The following is a 15,936-nucleotide window of genomic DNA, read 5'->3' as shown; positions in this document are numbered from 1 at the left end:
CCGTTATTCATCGTTTTTTCCAACCCAAGGCCGGGGCGATATCCTGCGCCAGGATTTCCAAACGTTTGAGAATTTGTGCCTGGGTCGAGCTTTCGGCCTGAACCACAGCAATCATGTAGTCAGCATATGGCAGCAGCGACGGGTCCTTTTGCAAGCTTTCGATCACTTCATCGGGATGGCCGTGGTGCACATTCATCAAGCGCAGGTGTTCCTGCAAATCCAAGGCTTCGTCGATCAGGCCCTCACGTTGCAGGCGCGGGATATGCCGCTCGATATCCACCGACAGTTCGGCCTGGGCACTGGCGCGGTCGATGGCGGGGAAAATGGCACGAACCACGCCGATACGCGGTGCGCGGTCAGTGCGCGACCAGGCTTGCAGGTAGGCGTCCGCCAAAGGCTTTTGCACGGTGAGCGGATCATGGGTAGCGGTGCCCAGCAACAGTCCATTGCCTTGTCGGGCGGTATAGACCGCGCCGTCAGTGCTGCCGTGGGAATGCCAAAGGCGTTCGCCCAGACCGATTGCAAGCGGTTGCAACGTTAATTCGCCGGTCAGCGGTTTACCTTCCAGTAGGCGCTGCAAACGTTGCTGGCGCTCGGCAAAATCCGCCTGGCGCCTGCTTGGGTCGCGATCAAAAGCGCTGAAGTTATCGAGGTTGGCGCCACCACTGCCCAGGCCCAATTGCACGCGCCCGCTGCTCAGAACGTCCAGCACACTGGCGTCTTCGGCCAGGCGGATCGGGTCTTCGAATGGCAACACAATCACCCCTGTGCCCAGTTCGATATGCCGCGTGCGTTCGGCAACGGCCGCCAGTAGCACCAAGGGTGAAGGAAGACGACCAAAGCCATTGCTTAAGTGGTGCTGGGCAATCCAGCCACCGTCGAAGCCGAGTGCTTCAGCCACTTCGAATTGTTCGATCAGGTCGCGGTAGACCTGCTGGGGGTCATCACCAAAAGCGTGGCTGAGGAAACCCAATTTGAACGTCATGAGGGGGCTCCTTTGGGCTGCCAGCCCAGTGCTGGTGCGATGTGTTGGCGGATGATCTCCAGCGCACGGATCGCCTCGCGCAACGGCGTGCTGGTGGTTTGGACTTGCAGGATCAGTTGGTCGTGGGCTGTCAATGGCGGGCCTTGCTGCAATTGCTCGATGATCTGCTCCACCGGGCCGTGCAACACACCGAGACGCTTGAGGGTGGTGTCGAAGTCAGCGTCCAGCGTGCCCTTGAGTACGCCGATGCTTTGCTGGCGTTGCACATAGGCCTGGATATCGCGGCGTGTGGCGTCGTCCGGTGCGGCGAGCAATGCCTGCACCCGTGCGACGCGGGCGGGCGTGCCGTTGTCGCCGGTCCAGGCGCTGCGGTAGCGGTTCACCAGTTCAACACCGGCTTGGGCAGACAAATGCGGATTGGGTGCCATGATCAGGCCGTGGCCACGTTCGGCTACCAGCTCCACCCGCGCGGTGGCTTCCCACACACGCAGGCTCAAACCGTTGGTGCGTGGCAGGAGGCGGGAACCGCTGTCGGTCAGCGGCGCGTTGCCAAATGCATTGAGCAGCTGTTGAAGGTGCTGCTCGTAGTCACGATGCCGTGTTTCATGCTCGCGGCCGAAGGCGAGGAAGGTCTCAGGATCAAAACCCGCACCGAGCCCCAGTTCCAGTCGGCCGTTGCACAGCAAGTCCAGCACGGCGGCGTCTTCCGCCAGGCGCAGCGGCGCCTCCTGGGGTAATACGATAATTCCGGTGCCGAGGCTGATATGCCGTGTCTGCTGGGCGACGGCCGCCAACAATACCAACGGCGACGGCAAGCGTCCATTTTCACTGGCGAAGTGGTGCTGCGCTAACCAGCCACTGTCAAAGCCCAGCGCTTCGGCAACCTTGAACAGTTCCAGGGTGTCGCGGTAGACCTTGGGATCAGCACTCGGGCTATAGACCCGGCTCAGAAACCCGAGGGAAAAGCCTGCACTCATGGTTTCACCTCATGGGCCAACTGCTTTTGCAGTGCTGGCCCTGCGCTGACGGATTCCGGCAGGCCACTGAACGGGCTGATGGTCAGGTAGCCTTTGTTCAGCCACACCGCTTCATCGTTCTGTTGCGCAGCGGTAGCGTCGGGGCTGTATTGGAAGCCGATGCCGGGTTTGCCGGGCAGGTTGAACTGCTTGAGATCATCGGTGTACAGCGCCTCAAAACCCACATAGCTGCCGACGCGGGTCAGTTTGACGCCTTTTATCTGCGTATCCTTGGGCAAGTTGATATTCAAGCCCAGGCCCGGCGGTAGCAGCGCGCCATCGGGTTGGCGGTGCTGGTCGAGGGCATGCACCAGTTTTGCTACCAGTTGGGCGGCGCGCTGCGGGTCTTTCTCCTCCAGATCAGTACTCACCGCCAATGCCGGAATGCCCGACTGCAACGCCACGCTGGCGGTATTGAAGGTGCCGGAGGCCATATTGATCGCGCCGAGGTTATTGCCATGGTTGGGGCCGACGATCACCAGGTCGGGATGTGGCAGGACTTTGTTCAGGCCCATCAGCAGTGCCATCACCGGCGTGCCGCTGATTTCGATCTGTACTGCTTTGCCGGCGCACTCGGTGCTCTGGCATATGCCTTTGTCGGTGGTGCTTATGTAGTAGCTGTCGGGGTAAGCGGGGTCGGTATCGCGCCCAACACTCACTTCGCGACCGAAAAAGAACGAACCGCCTCGGGCGCTCTGATCACTCTGGGGCGCGGCGATTTTCACGTTATGGCCCTGGGCTTTCAGCACTGTGTAGAGTGCGCGAATGTTCGGATGCTGATAGCCGTCGTCATTGCTCAGCAAGATGTTCAAGGCGAAGGCTTTGGGGGCGATCAAGCTGGCGAAGGCGAGCATCCAGGCGCTGCGTTTCATGCCCTCTCTCCCGTAAAGCGGTTGTCCGGGCGCGGCAGGCCGAGGTTTTCGCGCAGGGTGGTGCCCTCGTATTCCTGGCGAAACAGCCCACGCGCCTGCAGCAACGGAATCACCTGATCGACGAACACGTCGATGGCGCCAGGGAAGTAGGGGAAGAACACATTGAAGCCATCGCAGGCGCGTGCCTGGAACCATGTCTCGAAGTGATCGGCCACGTCCTCGGCGGTGCCTATCACCGGGTTGCCGCCCGCCAGGCGCAGGTACAGTTGGCGGATGCTGAGGTTTTCCGTGTGCGCCAGTTCCAGCACCTTGTCGCGACGGCTGCCACGTTGGCCCACCGGTGTATCCGGCAACGGGCCGTCAAGGTCATGGCCGGACAGGTCGATGTCATCGCCGAGGGTATCGGCCAGCAGGCGCAGGCCCAGCACTGGGTCGATCAGGGCCTGGAATTCCTCGAACAACGCCTGGGCCTGTTCGCGGGTGTCGGCGATAAATGGCGTGACGCCGGGCAGGATCTTGACGTGGTCCGGGTTACGACCCAGGGCGGCGGCACGGGCCTTGATGTCCTGGTAGAACGCCTGGGCGTCTTGCCGATGATGGGCGTGGGCAAAAATCAGCTCGGCCACACGGGCGGCGAGCTGTTTGCCCGGCTCCGATGCACCGGCCTGCACCAGCACCGGGTGGCCCTGGGGCGGGCGCGCCACATTAAGTGGGCCGCGCACGGAGAAATGCTCGCCGCGGTGGTTGAGGGTGTGCAGTTTGGTCGGGTCGAAATACTCGCCGCTGGCCTTGTCGCGGGTGAAGGCGTCGTCGTCCCAGCTGTCCCACAGGCCCTTGACCACGTCGTGGAACTCTTCGGCGCGCTGGTAGCGGTCGCCGTGGTCCACATGGTGTTCGCGGCCGAAATTCCAGGCTTCATCGGAGACGACCGAGGTCACCAGGTTCCAGGCGGCGCGGCCTTTGGACAGGTGGTCCAGGGAGGCGAACTTGCGCGCGATATGGTACGGGTCGTTGTAGGTGGTGGTCGCGGTGGCGATCAGGCCGATCTTGTGTGTGACGGCCGCCAAGGCCGACATCAAGGTCAGCGGTTCGAAGTGCTCGGCACGGGCGGTACGGCTGAGCGCGTCGTGATGATGCCCCCACAGCGCAACCACGTCGGCGATGAACAGGGCGTCGAACTTGCCGCGTTCGGCGGTTTGGGCGATGTGCTTGAAGTGCTCGAAATCCAGGCTCGCATCGGCCTGGGCCAGTGGGTGGCGCCAGGCGGCGACGTGATGGCCGCTGTTGGCGAGGAAGGCCCCCAGTTTGAGTTGATCGGTACGGCGGGTCATGGACAGGCTCCCATTTGAGTCAGGCAAGGGGCCGGCGAACCGGCCCGTGGAGCGGGATCAGAAGTTGTAGGTCACGCCGGTGTACCAATAGCCGCCGGTGGTGCCGTACGGCGAGAAGTTGCCGTAGGGGAACGCGCCGGAGCTGCTGGCCAGCTTTGTGCGCTCCGGGTACTGGTTGAACAGGTTGTTGGCACCGGCATTCAGGGTGATTGCCGGGGTCAGGTGGTAGTCGATGTTCAGGTCAGTGATCCACGCCGGCGAGAAGGTGCGGTCGAAGGCTTCGGCGGTGCCGTACTGGGTGTATTCGCCGTAGCGGGTCAGGTTCAGGCCCAGTTCGAGTTTTTCGTAGGTCCAGGTGGTGCCCAGCAGCAATTTGGATTGCGGCAGGCCGTACTTGAGGTTGCCCTGGCGCTGGCGGTCATAACCACCGGTTGGGCCGAGGGCTTGCTGGGCCACGCTGGAGGCGTGGATGTCGTCGATCTGCGTGGTGTTCCAATTGAAGCCCAGGGTGTAGCGCAGGTTGCCGTAAGCACCGATGCTCTGGCGGTAGTCGCCCACCAGGTCGACGCCGCGGGTGGTGGTGTCGAGGGCGTTGGTGAAGTAGGTGACGGCCTGGTTCGGGTTGAGGCCGGCGGCGGCGAGGATCGCGCTGATCTGAGGCGTGCCGCCCAGGTAGCCGGTTTGTGCGATGCGGTCCTTGATTTTGATCTGGTAGGCGTCGAGGGTGATACTGGTGGCGTCCGTCGGTTGCAGGGTCAGCCCGAGGCCGAAGTTGGTGGATTTTTCAGGCTTGAGGTTTTCGGCACCGAGGGCCTTGGCGACATCGGAGTTCACCGCGACGTTGCGGTAGTCGAACAGTTGGCCGTTGACGCTGGTTTGCGAGGTGGAGCTATAGATTTGCTGGGCCAATGACGGCGCGCGGAAACCGGTGCTGAAGGAACCGCGTACCGCCAGGATCGGGGTCAACTGGTAGCGGGTGGCGAACTTGCCATTGGTGGTGGTGCCCGAGCCATCGTTGTAGTGCTCGTAGCGACCGGCCAGGTCCACGTGCCATTTATCGGTGAAGTCCTGGCCGATCTCGCCGTAGCCGGCCAGGCTGGTGCGACCTTTTTGCGCGGCATCCTCAGGCGTGGTGCCGGCCCCCGAGATGGTGCCCGGTGCGATCAGGCCGCCGTTGGCGCCGGTGGTGAACGGGCCGCTGGCGTAGGAGGCGTAATCGCCTTTGCCGATCTTGTAATTCTCGTAGCGCTGTTCCAGGCCCCAGGAAATTTGTGTGGGCTTGTGCAGGCCAAGGTCGAAGGCGCGGGTCAGGTCGAGGTTGTTGGTCCACTGGCTGAAGGTTTTCACACCGGTGTCCACCGAGGTCGGCGAATCCAGGCCATAGCTCAGGTTGTAGGTGTGGCGCAGGGTGGCTTCAGCGTGGTCCTGGCCGTAGGTGCTGGACAGGTCGTAGTTCCAGCCGGCCAGTTCGCCCTTGCCGCCGAACGCCACCTGGAAGTCATTTTCGATAAAGCGCAGGGTGTCTTCGACGCCTTCGGTGAACGGCGTGGCGATGCCGTTGAAACTCGCGGGTTGGTGGAAGGCCAGGGGTTTTTCCGAGTTGCGCCGGGTATAGGTGGAGAACGAGTAGAGGGTGAAGGCGTCGTCCACCGGTAGCTCGGCGTTGTAGCCGAAACTGAAGTTGCGCGCTTCGGGCAGTCCGGTGCCGTAGTAGGTGTGCTGCAGGCTGGTGTTGCCGGCAGAGTCGGTGTACGGCGCGTTGTCGGAGCGGTCGGAAATCTTCTGTTTCTTCACGTCTAGGGCGAGATTGAGGAAGCCGTCATTGGGCAACGCCAGGCCGATATTGCCGGTTTGCCGCGCGGTTTCGCCGTCGCCGTTCTCATAGTTCTGGCCGTAGCTGGTGGATAGGCTGCCGCCGTGGTCGGTCTGCTTGAGCACGATGTTCACCACTCCACCGATCGCATCCGAACCGTACTGGGCCGAGGCGCCGTCGCGCAGCACTTCGACGTGATCCACCAGGGCGGTGGGGATCATGTCCAGGTCGACTGGTTGCGAGCCAGAGTTGAGGTAGGTGCCGTTGTTGAGCAGCGCGCTGTTATGGCGGCGCTTGCCGTTGACCAGTACTAGCACCTGGTCGCCATTGAGGCCACGCAGGCTGATCGGGCGCACCACCGAGGTTGAGCCGAAGCCCGACGACGCCGGCTGGTTGAGGGATGGCAGCACTCTGCTCAAGGCGCGGGTCAGGTCGCCCTGGCCGGTAGCGAGCAGTTGTTTGGACGAGATCACATCCACCGGTACGGTGCTCTCGGCCAGGGTGCGCGCCTGGCCACGGTTGCCGATCACCACAACGGTGTCCAAGGGGTTATCGCTGGCCGGCGCGTCGGCGGCGAGAGTCAGGCTGCTGTAGCTGGCGGCTTCGTACAGGGCAATAAACAACAACGTGTGGGCGAAGGCCTTACTGGGTCGGCGACCTGTGGCGCGTGATGCATTCATGATGGGAAATACTCCAGTGGTTTAAGGTGTTGGGCCTTGATAGAGGACGGCTTGTTGAGTTCAAGCTCTGGTGGGAAGGCTGGAGAGCAAGGGCTGTGCCATCTGTTAAAAGTGATTAAAAACATAGGCTTATTGCGTAGTAAGCGGGGGTGTTGGTGTTTTTTTAACAGGCCGAAGGGCAGGGTGTTGGTTTTTGTGCAGGGGTTTTCATCGGCAACCGGGTATTGAGCCGTAAGGCTTGGGTGGTTGTGCTTGGCACACGACTTGCTCTCCCCACGCAACACCCTGAACCCAAGGAAGCTATTTCTGTATGCCTAGACCCGGCCCGCGCAATGCCCTCACCGATATCCCAGGCCTCACGGTCGGCCACGCCACGGACCTGCGCGTCGACACCGGCGTCACAGTGATTCGCCCCAAAGGTTTCTGGACTGCCAGCATCGACATTCGCGGCGGTGGCCCTGGCGGGCGTGAAACCGCCGCCTTGGAGCCGGAAAACATGGTCGGCCAACTCCACGCTCTGGTTTTCGCCGGCGGCTCGGTGTTCGGCCTGGGCGCGGCGGATGCCGTGGCGGCAAAACTGTCTCAGGACGAGGTGGGCCTGCACTTGAAACCCGGCGCCCCGGCAATCCCCATAGTGCCCGCCGCCGTGTTGCACGACCTGGCCAACGGCGGCGACAAGGACTGGGGCCTGGACCCGCCTTACCGACGCCTGGGTTTTGAAGCGCTGGCCAATGCTGGAGAAGATTTCGAGTTGGGCTCGTTGGGCGCCGGCCGTGGCGCCATGGCCGGTGTATTGAAAGGCGGGCTGGGTACCGCCTCGCTGGACCTGGGTGACGGATTGATCGTCGCCGCACTGGTCGTCGCCAACCCCATTGGCTCGGTGTACATGCCCGACGGTAAAACGTTCTGGGCCTGGCCCTGGGAAGTCGCGGGGGAATTCGGTGCCCGGCGGCCTGAAGCCGAGATGGACTGCAGCGACCCGATGCCGGAGTTGTCACGCCTGGATTCGATGGGCCGCCTGCAAGCCGGGGCCAACACGACGCTGGTGGTGGTCGCCAGTACCGCTCGGCTCACTGTGGCTGAGTGCAAGCGCGTGGCGATCATGGCTCAGGACGGAATTGCCCGTGCGGTGCGTCCGGCGCATTTGCCGTTTGATGGGGACACTGTATTTGCCTTGGCGTCGGCGGCGGTTGAGTTGACCGATGGCCCACGGCGGCAGGTGGAGATTGGTTGTATTGGCTCGGCGGCTGCGGATTGCGTGGCGCGGGCGATCGCCAGAGGGGTGTTCAGTGCCAGGGGCTAGCCACTATCCACTGTAGGAACCGGCTCGCCGGCGACGGCGGCGGTTTAGCCTGCGCCTGTGTTAACTGACAGACCGCTAACGCCGACAAGCCGGCTCCTGCTGCTCAGGTGAAAGGTGATAGGCGCGTCTGTGCCTTTGCCGCCAGCTCCGGCAACTTCAACGCCTCATACACCCGTACCAAACTCCGATTCGTCGGCACATCCCACCCGTCATACCGGCGCCGCAATTCCAGTGTCTGCTGCGCCCCCAACCAATCCCCGGCCTTCACTCGTGCATCCAGCTCCACCAGCGCAAACAGATCGCGCTGTGCGTGGCTGCCACCAATCTCATTCAGCCGGGGAAGGGCGATCGTCAGTTGCGCCAGCGACTGTTGCCAGTTGCCACGTGCATGGGCCAATAAGCCCTTCGCCAACGGCAGGGTCACTTCGCCCCACACCGGCCGTGCGTCAAAGCTGTACTGCCGCAGCGTCGCCAGCAACCTATCCGCCTCCGGCTTGCCCGCCCGGGCCAAGCCATACAGGTACTGCACGCTCAGGAACGGCTGTACCGTATCGCAGACCCGGCGTTGCAGGTACGGTGCCAGCGTCTGCCAGCGCTCGCCCACATCGATGCCGGCCAGTTCCAATCGCGCGAGCAAGGACACGGCGCCGACCTGGTCCTGGGAGTATTCCGGGAGAATGCCCCACACGTGTTGGTCGTAAATCTCCAGCACGCGCTGATCCTCGCCCCGCGCCAGGTAGAACAACGCCAGGTGCCACCAGTTGTGGGTGTACATGAACGAGTTCAAACCGTCCCAGTGATGGGTCACGCTTTCCAGGAATACCGTGCCTTCCTCGATACGTCCCTGGGTCAGCATCACATGGGCCAGGGCGTGCTGGGCCCAAGGCTCCGAGGGTTGCAGGCGCAAGGCTTGCAGCGCGCTGGCTTCGGCTTCTTCAAGCAGGTGGCATTGCTCGTAGGCGAAGGCCAGCAGACCGTGGCTGTGGGCAATATCGGGTGCGCCAGCGGTGGCCTTTAGGCCGATGCGCAACAGGGCGGGCCAGTTGCCGCGGTTGAATTCCAGGTACTGGTTGAGCTTGGCGGCGAACAGGTCGCGGGGGTAGCGGTCGAGCAGGTTTTCGCTCAAATGCAGGACTTGATCGAGGTCGTCCTTGATCCAGGCTTGCAGCACGCCAAGGTACAGATGGGCGCGCGGGTGAGCGGCGTGCGCCGCACGTTGGTGGTATTTTTCCGCCAGCGCCGGGCCCTCGGGCGACTCGATGAACATCAGCAGCAAGCCGGCAAACGCATTGGCCAGCGCGGAGCCGGGATCGGCATCGGCGGTGGCAAGGATGCGTTCGGCACGGGGCTGGTAGCCGAGGAAGCCGCCTATGAAGTCGTCCAGCCCTTGGAGGGTGGTGGGGTCGGTGGTGTCGATGGGGTTGCCCAGGTAATCCAGTGACATAGTGGCGAGGCTCGTTTATTCAGATGACGGTTACAGGGGCAAACCTTGTGCCATCGACCAGCGATGAACCTCTGTGGGAGGGGGCTTGCCCCCGATAGCGGCGTGTCAGTTGGCTCATTCATTGATGACCGACCGGTATCGGGGGCAAGCCCCCTCCCACATTTGAAATGCCTTGCTGCTGCTTTTTGCACACTCAGGCGCAGCTCTGTGGTTTTTTCATCAGCGCGATCACCACCAACCCCAGCAATACCCGCCCAACCGGCCATGGCACAACGCTTGCAAAACCCTCGTTATATTTTTCAATTCGAGGAGACTCCATGCGCTCATTCTCTTTCCGCCGTGCCCTCACGTCCGTGGCACTGTGCACCACGTTGTTGGCCGGACAGGCTCAAGCGCAACCCCAGGAGGGCGGGGTGCTCAACCTGGTGGCCCAGCCGGAGCCGCCCTCGCTGATGCACGGCGTAGTCAGCCATGTGTCGACCCAATACGTGAGCGGCAAGGTGCTCCAGGGCCTGCTCACCTTCGACACACACCTTGCGCCCAAACCGGTATTGGCCAAAGCCTGGACTATCTCCCCTGACGGCCTCACCTATACCTTCGACTTGCAGGACGGCGTGCACTGGCACGACGGTCCAGCGTTCACCGCCGATGACGTGGTGTTCAGCTTCCAGACCTTCTACCCCGAGGTGGACAAGCGCCTTGGCGGTATCATCACCGAGTACGTCGAGAGCATCACCGCCAAAGGTACGCTGCAGGTGGTCTTCCACCTGAAGAAACCTTTCGCACCGTTGCTTTCGGCCTTGGGCAGCGGCTTGCGCCCGGTGGTGCCGAAGCACCTTTACGAGAACACCGACTTTCGTAACAACCCCTATAACCTAAAACCGGTGGGTACCGGGCCGTTTGTGTTCGTCGAGTGGAAACGAGGCGCCTATATCAAACTGGCTAAGAACCCCAACTACTGGAAAAAGGGCCTGCCGCACCTCGACAGCATCATCTTCCACGTCATTCCTGATGCCTCTTCGCGTGCCGCCGCGTTCGAGCGTAACGACGTGCAAGTGCTGCGCAGCGGCGATGCGGATTACTCAGACCTTAAGCGCCTAACCGCCTTGCCCGATGTGCAGTCGTCGGAGAAGGGCTGGGAGTTGTACTCGGGTCTGGCCTTCCTGCAAATCAACACGCGCAAGCCACCGTTGAACAACCCCAAGGTGCGCCAGGCGATCCTGTATGCGCTGGACCGACAGTTCATCGTCGATAACATCTTCTTCGGCTCGGGCAAGGTCGCCCAGGGGCCGTTTGTGTCCAGCTCGCCTTACCACGATCCCCAGTTGCCGCAGTACGCCTATGACGTGAAAAAGGCCAAAGCGCTGATTGCCGAGTCCGGCGTGGATGTCGGCGCGGTGCGCATTCGCCTGCTCAATGGCGAGAAGGGTGGTGCCTGGGAGCGCCTGGCCGAATACACCAAGCAGTCCTTGCAACCCCTGGGTTTCAAGGTGCAGGTGGTGACGTCCGACGCGGCGACCTGGTTCCAGCGCGTGAGCGACTGGGACTTCGACCTGACCTACAATTTTATCTTCCAGATCGGCGATCCCTACCTGACCAGCGCCTATCTGTTCCGCTCTGACTACATACTCAAAACTTCGCCGTTCGCCAACGTCAGCGGCTACAACAGCGCAGAGGCCGATGCCTTGTGGGCGAAAGTCGCCGATACCCCGGAAGGCCCGGAGCGCAAACAGCTCTACAGCCAGCTGGAGAACGTGCTGAACACCGACCTGCCCATCGCACCGATCTTCGAAATGCGTTACCCGACGCTGTTTCACAAACAGGTGAAAAACCTGCTGCAGACCGCTACCAGCCTTAATGAGGACTACGAGAGCGTGTACCTCGAGGCCCTGGCGCCATGAACGGCGTGTTGTATTTCAGCGGGCGGCTCGTCAAGGCGTTGCTGATGGTGATGGTGGTGCTGGTGCTGAGTTTCCTGCTGATTCGACTGGCGCCGGGCGATCCTGCATTGCTGTTGGCCGGAGAGGCAGGAGTGGACGATGTGCAGTTTATCGAACAGCTGCGCCAGACCATGGGCCTGGATAAACCGCTGCTCCAGCAGTTGCTGATATACCTGGGCAATATTGCCCACCTGGACCTGGGTTATTCCTACCGAAACCAGACCTCGGTGTGGTCGCTGATCGCCGAGCGGTTGCCGGCGACGCTGGCATTGATGGGCTCGGCCTTTGTGGTTTCTTCCGTGCTTGGCGTGACCTTGGGTGTGCTGGCGGCGCGGGCACGGCAGAAGCAGCATTGGCTGGACGGCGTGATCGCCCATGGTGCTTTGTTGCTGTACGCGATGCCGCCGTTCTGGCTGGCGATGCTGATGATTTTGCTGTTCTCCGTAAGTCTGGATTGGTTGCCGGCGTTCGGTATGGAGACCGTGGGCCGGGACTTCTCGCTGCTGGATCGCCTGCGGCATCTGTTGTTGCCGTGCCTATCCCTGAGCGTGCTGTTTCTGGCTCTGTATATCCACCTCACCCGAGCCGCCGTGCTCGATGCTCTTGGTCAGGAATACGTGCGCACTGCCCACGCCAAAGGCCTGTATCCACGGCGGATTCTGTATGTACATGTGTTGCGCAATGCACTGCTGCCGGTGGTGACTTTCGCTGGTTTGCAACTCGGCCAACTGGCCAGCGGTGCGTTACTGGTGGAGGTGGTGTACTCCTGGCCTGGCATTGGCCGCTTGATGTATGACTCATTGGCCCAGCGTGACTACGGTGTGTTGATGGGCGGCTTTCTGGTGATCTCGATTTTGGTGGTGGGCTTCAATGTGTTGACCGATGTGATTTGCCGTTTGCTCGACCCACGTATTGGCGCTGGAGGACAGGGCTGATGGCGGTGCTCACACGCTTTATTCACCAGCCGTCGGCGCTGGCCGGCGCGTTGTTTTTGCTGGTGTTAGCAGCACTAGCGACTGCCGCGCCGTGGCTCACCAGTAGCTCGCCCTGGGAAATGAACACCCAGCCGATGCTACCGCCGTTCCACGATTCGGCGCACTGGCTGGGCAGCGATATGCTAGGCCGCGACCTCGGCAGCGGCTTGCTCTACGGCGCCCGTGTGTCCCTGGCCGTGGGGGTGTTGACCAGTCTGGCGACCTTGCTGGTGGGGCTGCTCGTCGGCGCTGTCGCCGGTTATTTCGGTGGATGGCTCGACGGCGCGCTGATGCGGATAGCCGAGTTCTTTCAGATCATTCCGCAGTTAGTGTTGGCGGTGATCCTGGTGGCGGTGCTGGAGCCGTCCCTGGGTTCCATCGTGCTCGCGATTTCGCTGGTAGCGTGGCCGGGCGTCGCGCGGCTAGTGCGCAGCGAATTCCTTACCCTGCGACAACGTGAGTTTGTGCAGGCGGCGCGGGTGCTGGGGCAATCGCCATTAGGCATCATCAGCCAACAAATCCTGCCCAATGCCTTGGCGCCGTTGTTGGTGACCATGACCTTTGTGATGGCCACTGCAGTTCTCACCGAAGCCGCGTTAGCGTTTCTCGGCCTGAGCGACCCTGAGGCCATGAGCTGGGGTTACATGATCAACGCGTCCCGTGGGCTGCTGCGGGATGCCTGGTGGATGAGTTTCTTGCCGGGGGTGACGATTGTGCTGTGCGTGCTGGCGGTGAACCGGGTGGGCGAAGGCCTGCGCGTGGCCTTTGAACCGGGGAGGTCGCTATGACGTTGCTCAGTGTGGAAAACCTGCGTATCGCCTTGCCGGCCGGTGCCGACCGCAGTCACGCGCTGTATGACCTGTCGCTGCAATTGCGCAGCGGCGAATGCCTATGTGTAGTGGGCGAGTCCGGCTCGGGCAAGTCGATGTTGGCCAAGGCATTGTTGCGCCAGTTACCGACGCCGCTGAGCGTGGAAAGCGGGCGACTGGTGTTTCGTGATGAAGACCTGGCGAAGCTCAGTGAAACCGCGATGCGCCAGCTGCGCGGGCGAGATATAAGCATGGTGTTCCAGGAGCCCATGAGCGCGCTGAACCCGCTGCTGCGCGTGGGTGAGCAGATCGATGAAACCCTGCGCGCCCACGGGGTGAAATCGGCCCAGGAGCGTCGCCGACGGGTTGTGGAGTTGCTGGGTTATGTCGGCCTGCCCGAGCCTGAACGCCTGCGCCTGGTCTATCCCTTTGAGCTCTCCGGTGGCCAGCGTCAGCGCGTGGTCATCGCCATGGCGTTGGCGTTCGATCCCTCGTTACTGATCGCCGACGAACCCACCTCGGCGCTGGACGTGACCACCCAGGCGCAGATCATCGATCTGTTACGCAAGATTCAACAGGACAAGGGCATGTCGCTGTTGTTCATCACCCATGATTTCGCCGTGGTCGAGGCAATTGCCGACTGCGTGCTGGTGCTGGAAAAAGGTCAACTGGTGGAGCAGGGCAGCGCCCATCAAGTATTGCGCAAGCCTCAGGCGCTTTATACCCAGCAACTGCTGGCAGCGGTCTCGGCGCAACCTCGGGCCCCGCGCACGACGGTGGACGGGAGTGTGGTGCTCAAGGCCGAGCAACTCAATAAAGTGTTTCGCAGCAACAGCGGTTGGTGGCGCAAGCGTGCCACCCAGGCCCTGGCGCAGGTTCAGTTGACCCTGCGCGAGGGTGAAACCCTCGGCATTGTTGGGGAGTCAGGCTCGGGGAAATCCACTCTGGGGCGTTGCCTTGTTCGGCTGCTACGTGCTGACAGTGGTCAAATTCAATGGCTGGGTCAGGATGTAACGGCGCTTTCCGAAGGGCGTTTGCGAGCATTGCGTAGCGATGTGCAGATGATTTTCCAGGACCCGTTTGCCTCGCTCAATCCGCGCCAGACCGTCGGTCGTATCGTCATGACCGGCCCGCTGGTACAGGGGCACTCAAAGGCCGAGGCCGAGCGGCGCGCGCGCTCATTTTTGGCGTTGGTTGGGCTACCCGCCACGGCGTTCGAGCGCTATCCCCATGAGTTCTCCGGTGGCCAGCGCCAACGTATCGGTATCGCCCGTGCCTTGGCTGTGGAGCCGAAAATACTCATCGCGGACGAATGCGTTTCCGCTCTGGATGCGCTGATCCAGGTACAGATTCTCGAGTTGCTTGAAGACCTGCAACGTCGGCTCAAGCTGAGCATTGTGTTCATCACCCACGATTTGCGAGTGGCCGCCAGACTGTGTGATCGCATTGCCGTGATGCAGGGCGGGCATGTGGTGGAGCAGGGGGAAGCGGCAACGCTACTGGTCCATCCGCAACACGCTTATACCCAGACCTTATTGCGTGGTTTCTCCAGAACCGTCCTCCCTTCGACAGTCACTCCTCAAAACCTTGAATTCAAAGAGGCTTGTCCCACTCATGGCTGATTTACACGCATTTTCTGATTTACCTCTGGTGCGGGGCGAGCGGGTGGAAATCCGTCCAGGACGGTACCTGAGCATCGCTTATCAACCAGGCACGCATCAGGCAGATACAGTCTTGTTCTTCGGGCATGGTGGTGGTGGTCACAAGGATCAATGGCGCGAGTTATGGCAGTCGTTGTCCGATCAGGGATACAGCCTGGTGGCGTGGGACCTGTTGGGGCACGGCGATAGTGAAAAGCCGCGCCAGCCGCAGGCCTATGCCTGGTCGGAACTGGTGGCAGATCAGCTGGAAATACTGAGCCGCTACGCTGCACGTCGGAATATCCTGGTTGCACATTCCTTTGGTACCGGACTGGGGTTGAGTGCCTTGCTGGAGCTTCCACGCAGGTTGCCGCAGGTGACCATAGATGGCGCCCTGTTGCTAGGCACACAACTGCATCGCCCGTTGAGCCGTGGTGGTCTGATGTCTCTGCCTGCCTGGGTGTTGGAGCTGCTGCGGCCGTTGCTGGCCAAGGGCTTTCGTCAACGTGCGTGGCACTCCGCAGCCGATCCCCGGCTGGTGGCCTACGAGGAAAACCTGACCCGTCGCAATCGTCTGTATGTGTTCAAGTCTCTACTGCAAAACGCCCAATGGCCCGACGCCGATGCCCTGGCCCGACTGACGTTGCCGACTTATGTGTTAGCGGGAGACAGCGACGGGCTGACGCCCTCCAGTGGGGGTGAAGCGCTCGCCCGACAGCTGCCAACGGGTAGCTTTGAGGTGTTGGAGCGGTGTGGTCATCAATTGATGTTGGAGCGGCCTGCGCAGGTGCTGGCGGCGTTCCAGAGGCTGATGAAAAAACTTGATCAGCGTCCAGGTTCGTCCGGTTGAGCTGGCTTAAGTTGATAAAGCGCGCAGCTGAGAAATGCACCGTTGGCGCTGACCAGGCGTTTGCTCGGCTCGCCGACAACACGGCCACGCCTTCGAAAGCCCAATGCTCGAGAAAGGCGGTCTCCGACACTTTTATAACTATAAATTCATATTTTGTACTTATTGATACCTTTTAGTTATTTTTATTTTAATAATCAGACGCAGATAGCCGGCGCGAGAAGGCTTAAGTTAATTCCAAAAAGATATTTATTTGTTCTTTTTAAGATCGATTAGCTTTAT

At 61.4% G+C, this 15,936-nt stretch carries 12 protein-coding genes; 6 read left to right on the top strand and 6 right to left on the bottom strand.

Going from position 1 to position 15,936, the window contains the following annotated elements; genetic code table 11:
* Positions 1-7: 7 nt before the first annotated feature.
* From AC1RAC_RS02755 to AC1RAC_RS02735, 5 genes are read right to left on the bottom strand one after another with little or no spacing between them, the layout of a single operon-like run.
* Positions 8-985, bottom strand: coding sequence for an LLM class flavin-dependent oxidoreductase (locus AC1RAC_RS02755; RefSeq protein WP_492616127.1), 978 nt, complete (start codon positions 983-985; stop codon positions 8-10).
* Positions 982-1,962: an LLM class flavin-dependent oxidoreductase gene (locus AC1RAC_RS02750; protein ID WP_492616126.1), complete on the bottom strand. Its 981-nt coding sequence runs from the start codon at positions 1,960-1,962 to the stop codon at positions 982-984. The genes AC1RAC_RS02755 and AC1RAC_RS02750 overlap by 4 nt, the downstream gene beginning before the upstream one ends.
* Positions 1,959-2,873: a 5'/3'-nucleotidase SurE gene (locus AC1RAC_RS02745; RefSeq protein ID WP_492616125.1), complete on the bottom strand. Its 915-nt coding sequence runs from the start codon at positions 2,871-2,873 to the stop codon at positions 1,959-1,961. The genes AC1RAC_RS02750 and AC1RAC_RS02745 overlap by 4 nt, the downstream gene beginning before the upstream one ends.
* Complete coding sequence (locus tag AC1RAC_RS02740) at positions 2,870-4,204, bottom strand: LLM class flavin-dependent oxidoreductase (protein WP_492616124.1); 1,335 nt, start codon at positions 4,202-4,204, stop codon at positions 2,870-2,872. Before AC1RAC_RS02740 ends, AC1RAC_RS02745 begins: the two co-directional genes overlap by 4 nt.
* A 57-nt stretch (positions 4,205-4,261) precedes the next feature.
* The gene (locus AC1RAC_RS02735) at positions 4,262-6,697 is read right to left on the bottom strand and encodes a TonB-dependent receptor plug domain-containing protein (RefSeq protein ID WP_492616123.1); all 2,436 of its coding nucleotides are present in this window, start codon (positions 6,695-6,697) and stop codon (positions 4,262-4,264) included.
* Positions 6,698-7,007: 310 nt separating this feature from the next.
* Here AC1RAC_RS02735 and AC1RAC_RS02730 point away from each other — a divergent pair, with 310 nt between their 5' ends.
* Positions 7,008-8,000 (top strand): P1 family peptidase, encoded by a 993-nt coding sequence (locus tag AC1RAC_RS02730; RefSeq protein WP_492616122.1) that lies wholly within the window; start codon positions 7,008-7,010, stop codon positions 7,998-8,000.
* A gap of 103 nt (positions 8,001-8,103) precedes the next feature.
* Here the strand turns inward: AC1RAC_RS02730 and AC1RAC_RS02725 are convergent, their stop codons facing one another.
* A complete protein-coding gene (locus AC1RAC_RS02725) occupies positions 8,104-9,444 on the bottom strand; it encodes a tetratricopeptide repeat protein (protein WP_492616121.1) in 1,341 nt (446 codons plus the stop codon).
* 317 nt (positions 9,445-9,761) lie between these two features.
* Between AC1RAC_RS02725 and AC1RAC_RS02720 the strand changes: the two genes are divergently transcribed.
* The 5 genes from AC1RAC_RS02720 to AC1RAC_RS02700 are packed head-to-tail and all read left to right on the top strand — an operon-like array spanning position 9,762 to position 15,657.
* Complete coding sequence (locus AC1RAC_RS02720; protein WP_492616120.1) at positions 9,762-11,345, top strand: ABC transporter substrate-binding protein; 1,584 nt, start codon at positions 9,762-9,764, stop codon at positions 11,343-11,345.
* Positions 11,342-12,319 (top strand): ABC transporter permease, encoded by a 978-nt coding sequence (locus tag AC1RAC_RS02715; protein WP_492616119.1) that lies wholly within the window; start codon positions 11,342-11,344, stop codon positions 12,317-12,319. The genes AC1RAC_RS02720 and AC1RAC_RS02715 overlap by 4 nt, the downstream gene beginning before the upstream one ends.
* Positions 12,319-13,146 (top strand): ABC transporter permease, encoded by an 828-nt coding sequence (locus tag AC1RAC_RS02710; protein ID WP_492616118.1) that lies wholly within the window; start codon positions 12,319-12,321, stop codon positions 13,144-13,146. Before AC1RAC_RS02715 ends, AC1RAC_RS02710 begins: the two co-directional genes overlap by 1 nt.
* Positions 13,143-14,789 (top strand): dipeptide ABC transporter ATP-binding protein, encoded by a 1,647-nt coding sequence (locus AC1RAC_RS02705; RefSeq protein WP_492616117.1) that lies wholly within the window; start codon positions 13,143-13,145, stop codon positions 14,787-14,789. The genes AC1RAC_RS02710 and AC1RAC_RS02705 overlap by 4 nt, the downstream gene beginning before the upstream one ends.
* Positions 14,782-15,657 (top strand): alpha/beta fold hydrolase, encoded by an 876-nt coding sequence (locus AC1RAC_RS02700; protein ID WP_492616116.1) that lies wholly within the window; start codon positions 14,782-14,784, stop codon positions 15,655-15,657. The genes AC1RAC_RS02705 and AC1RAC_RS02700 overlap by 8 nt, the downstream gene beginning before the upstream one ends.
* Positions 15,658-15,936 lie beyond the last annotated feature (279 nt).

Source organism: Pseudomonas sp. GW823-FHT02F05 (assembly GCF_058797315.1).
Note: the sequence above shows the minus strand (reverse complement) of the source record. Positions and strands in the feature narration are given on the sequence as shown.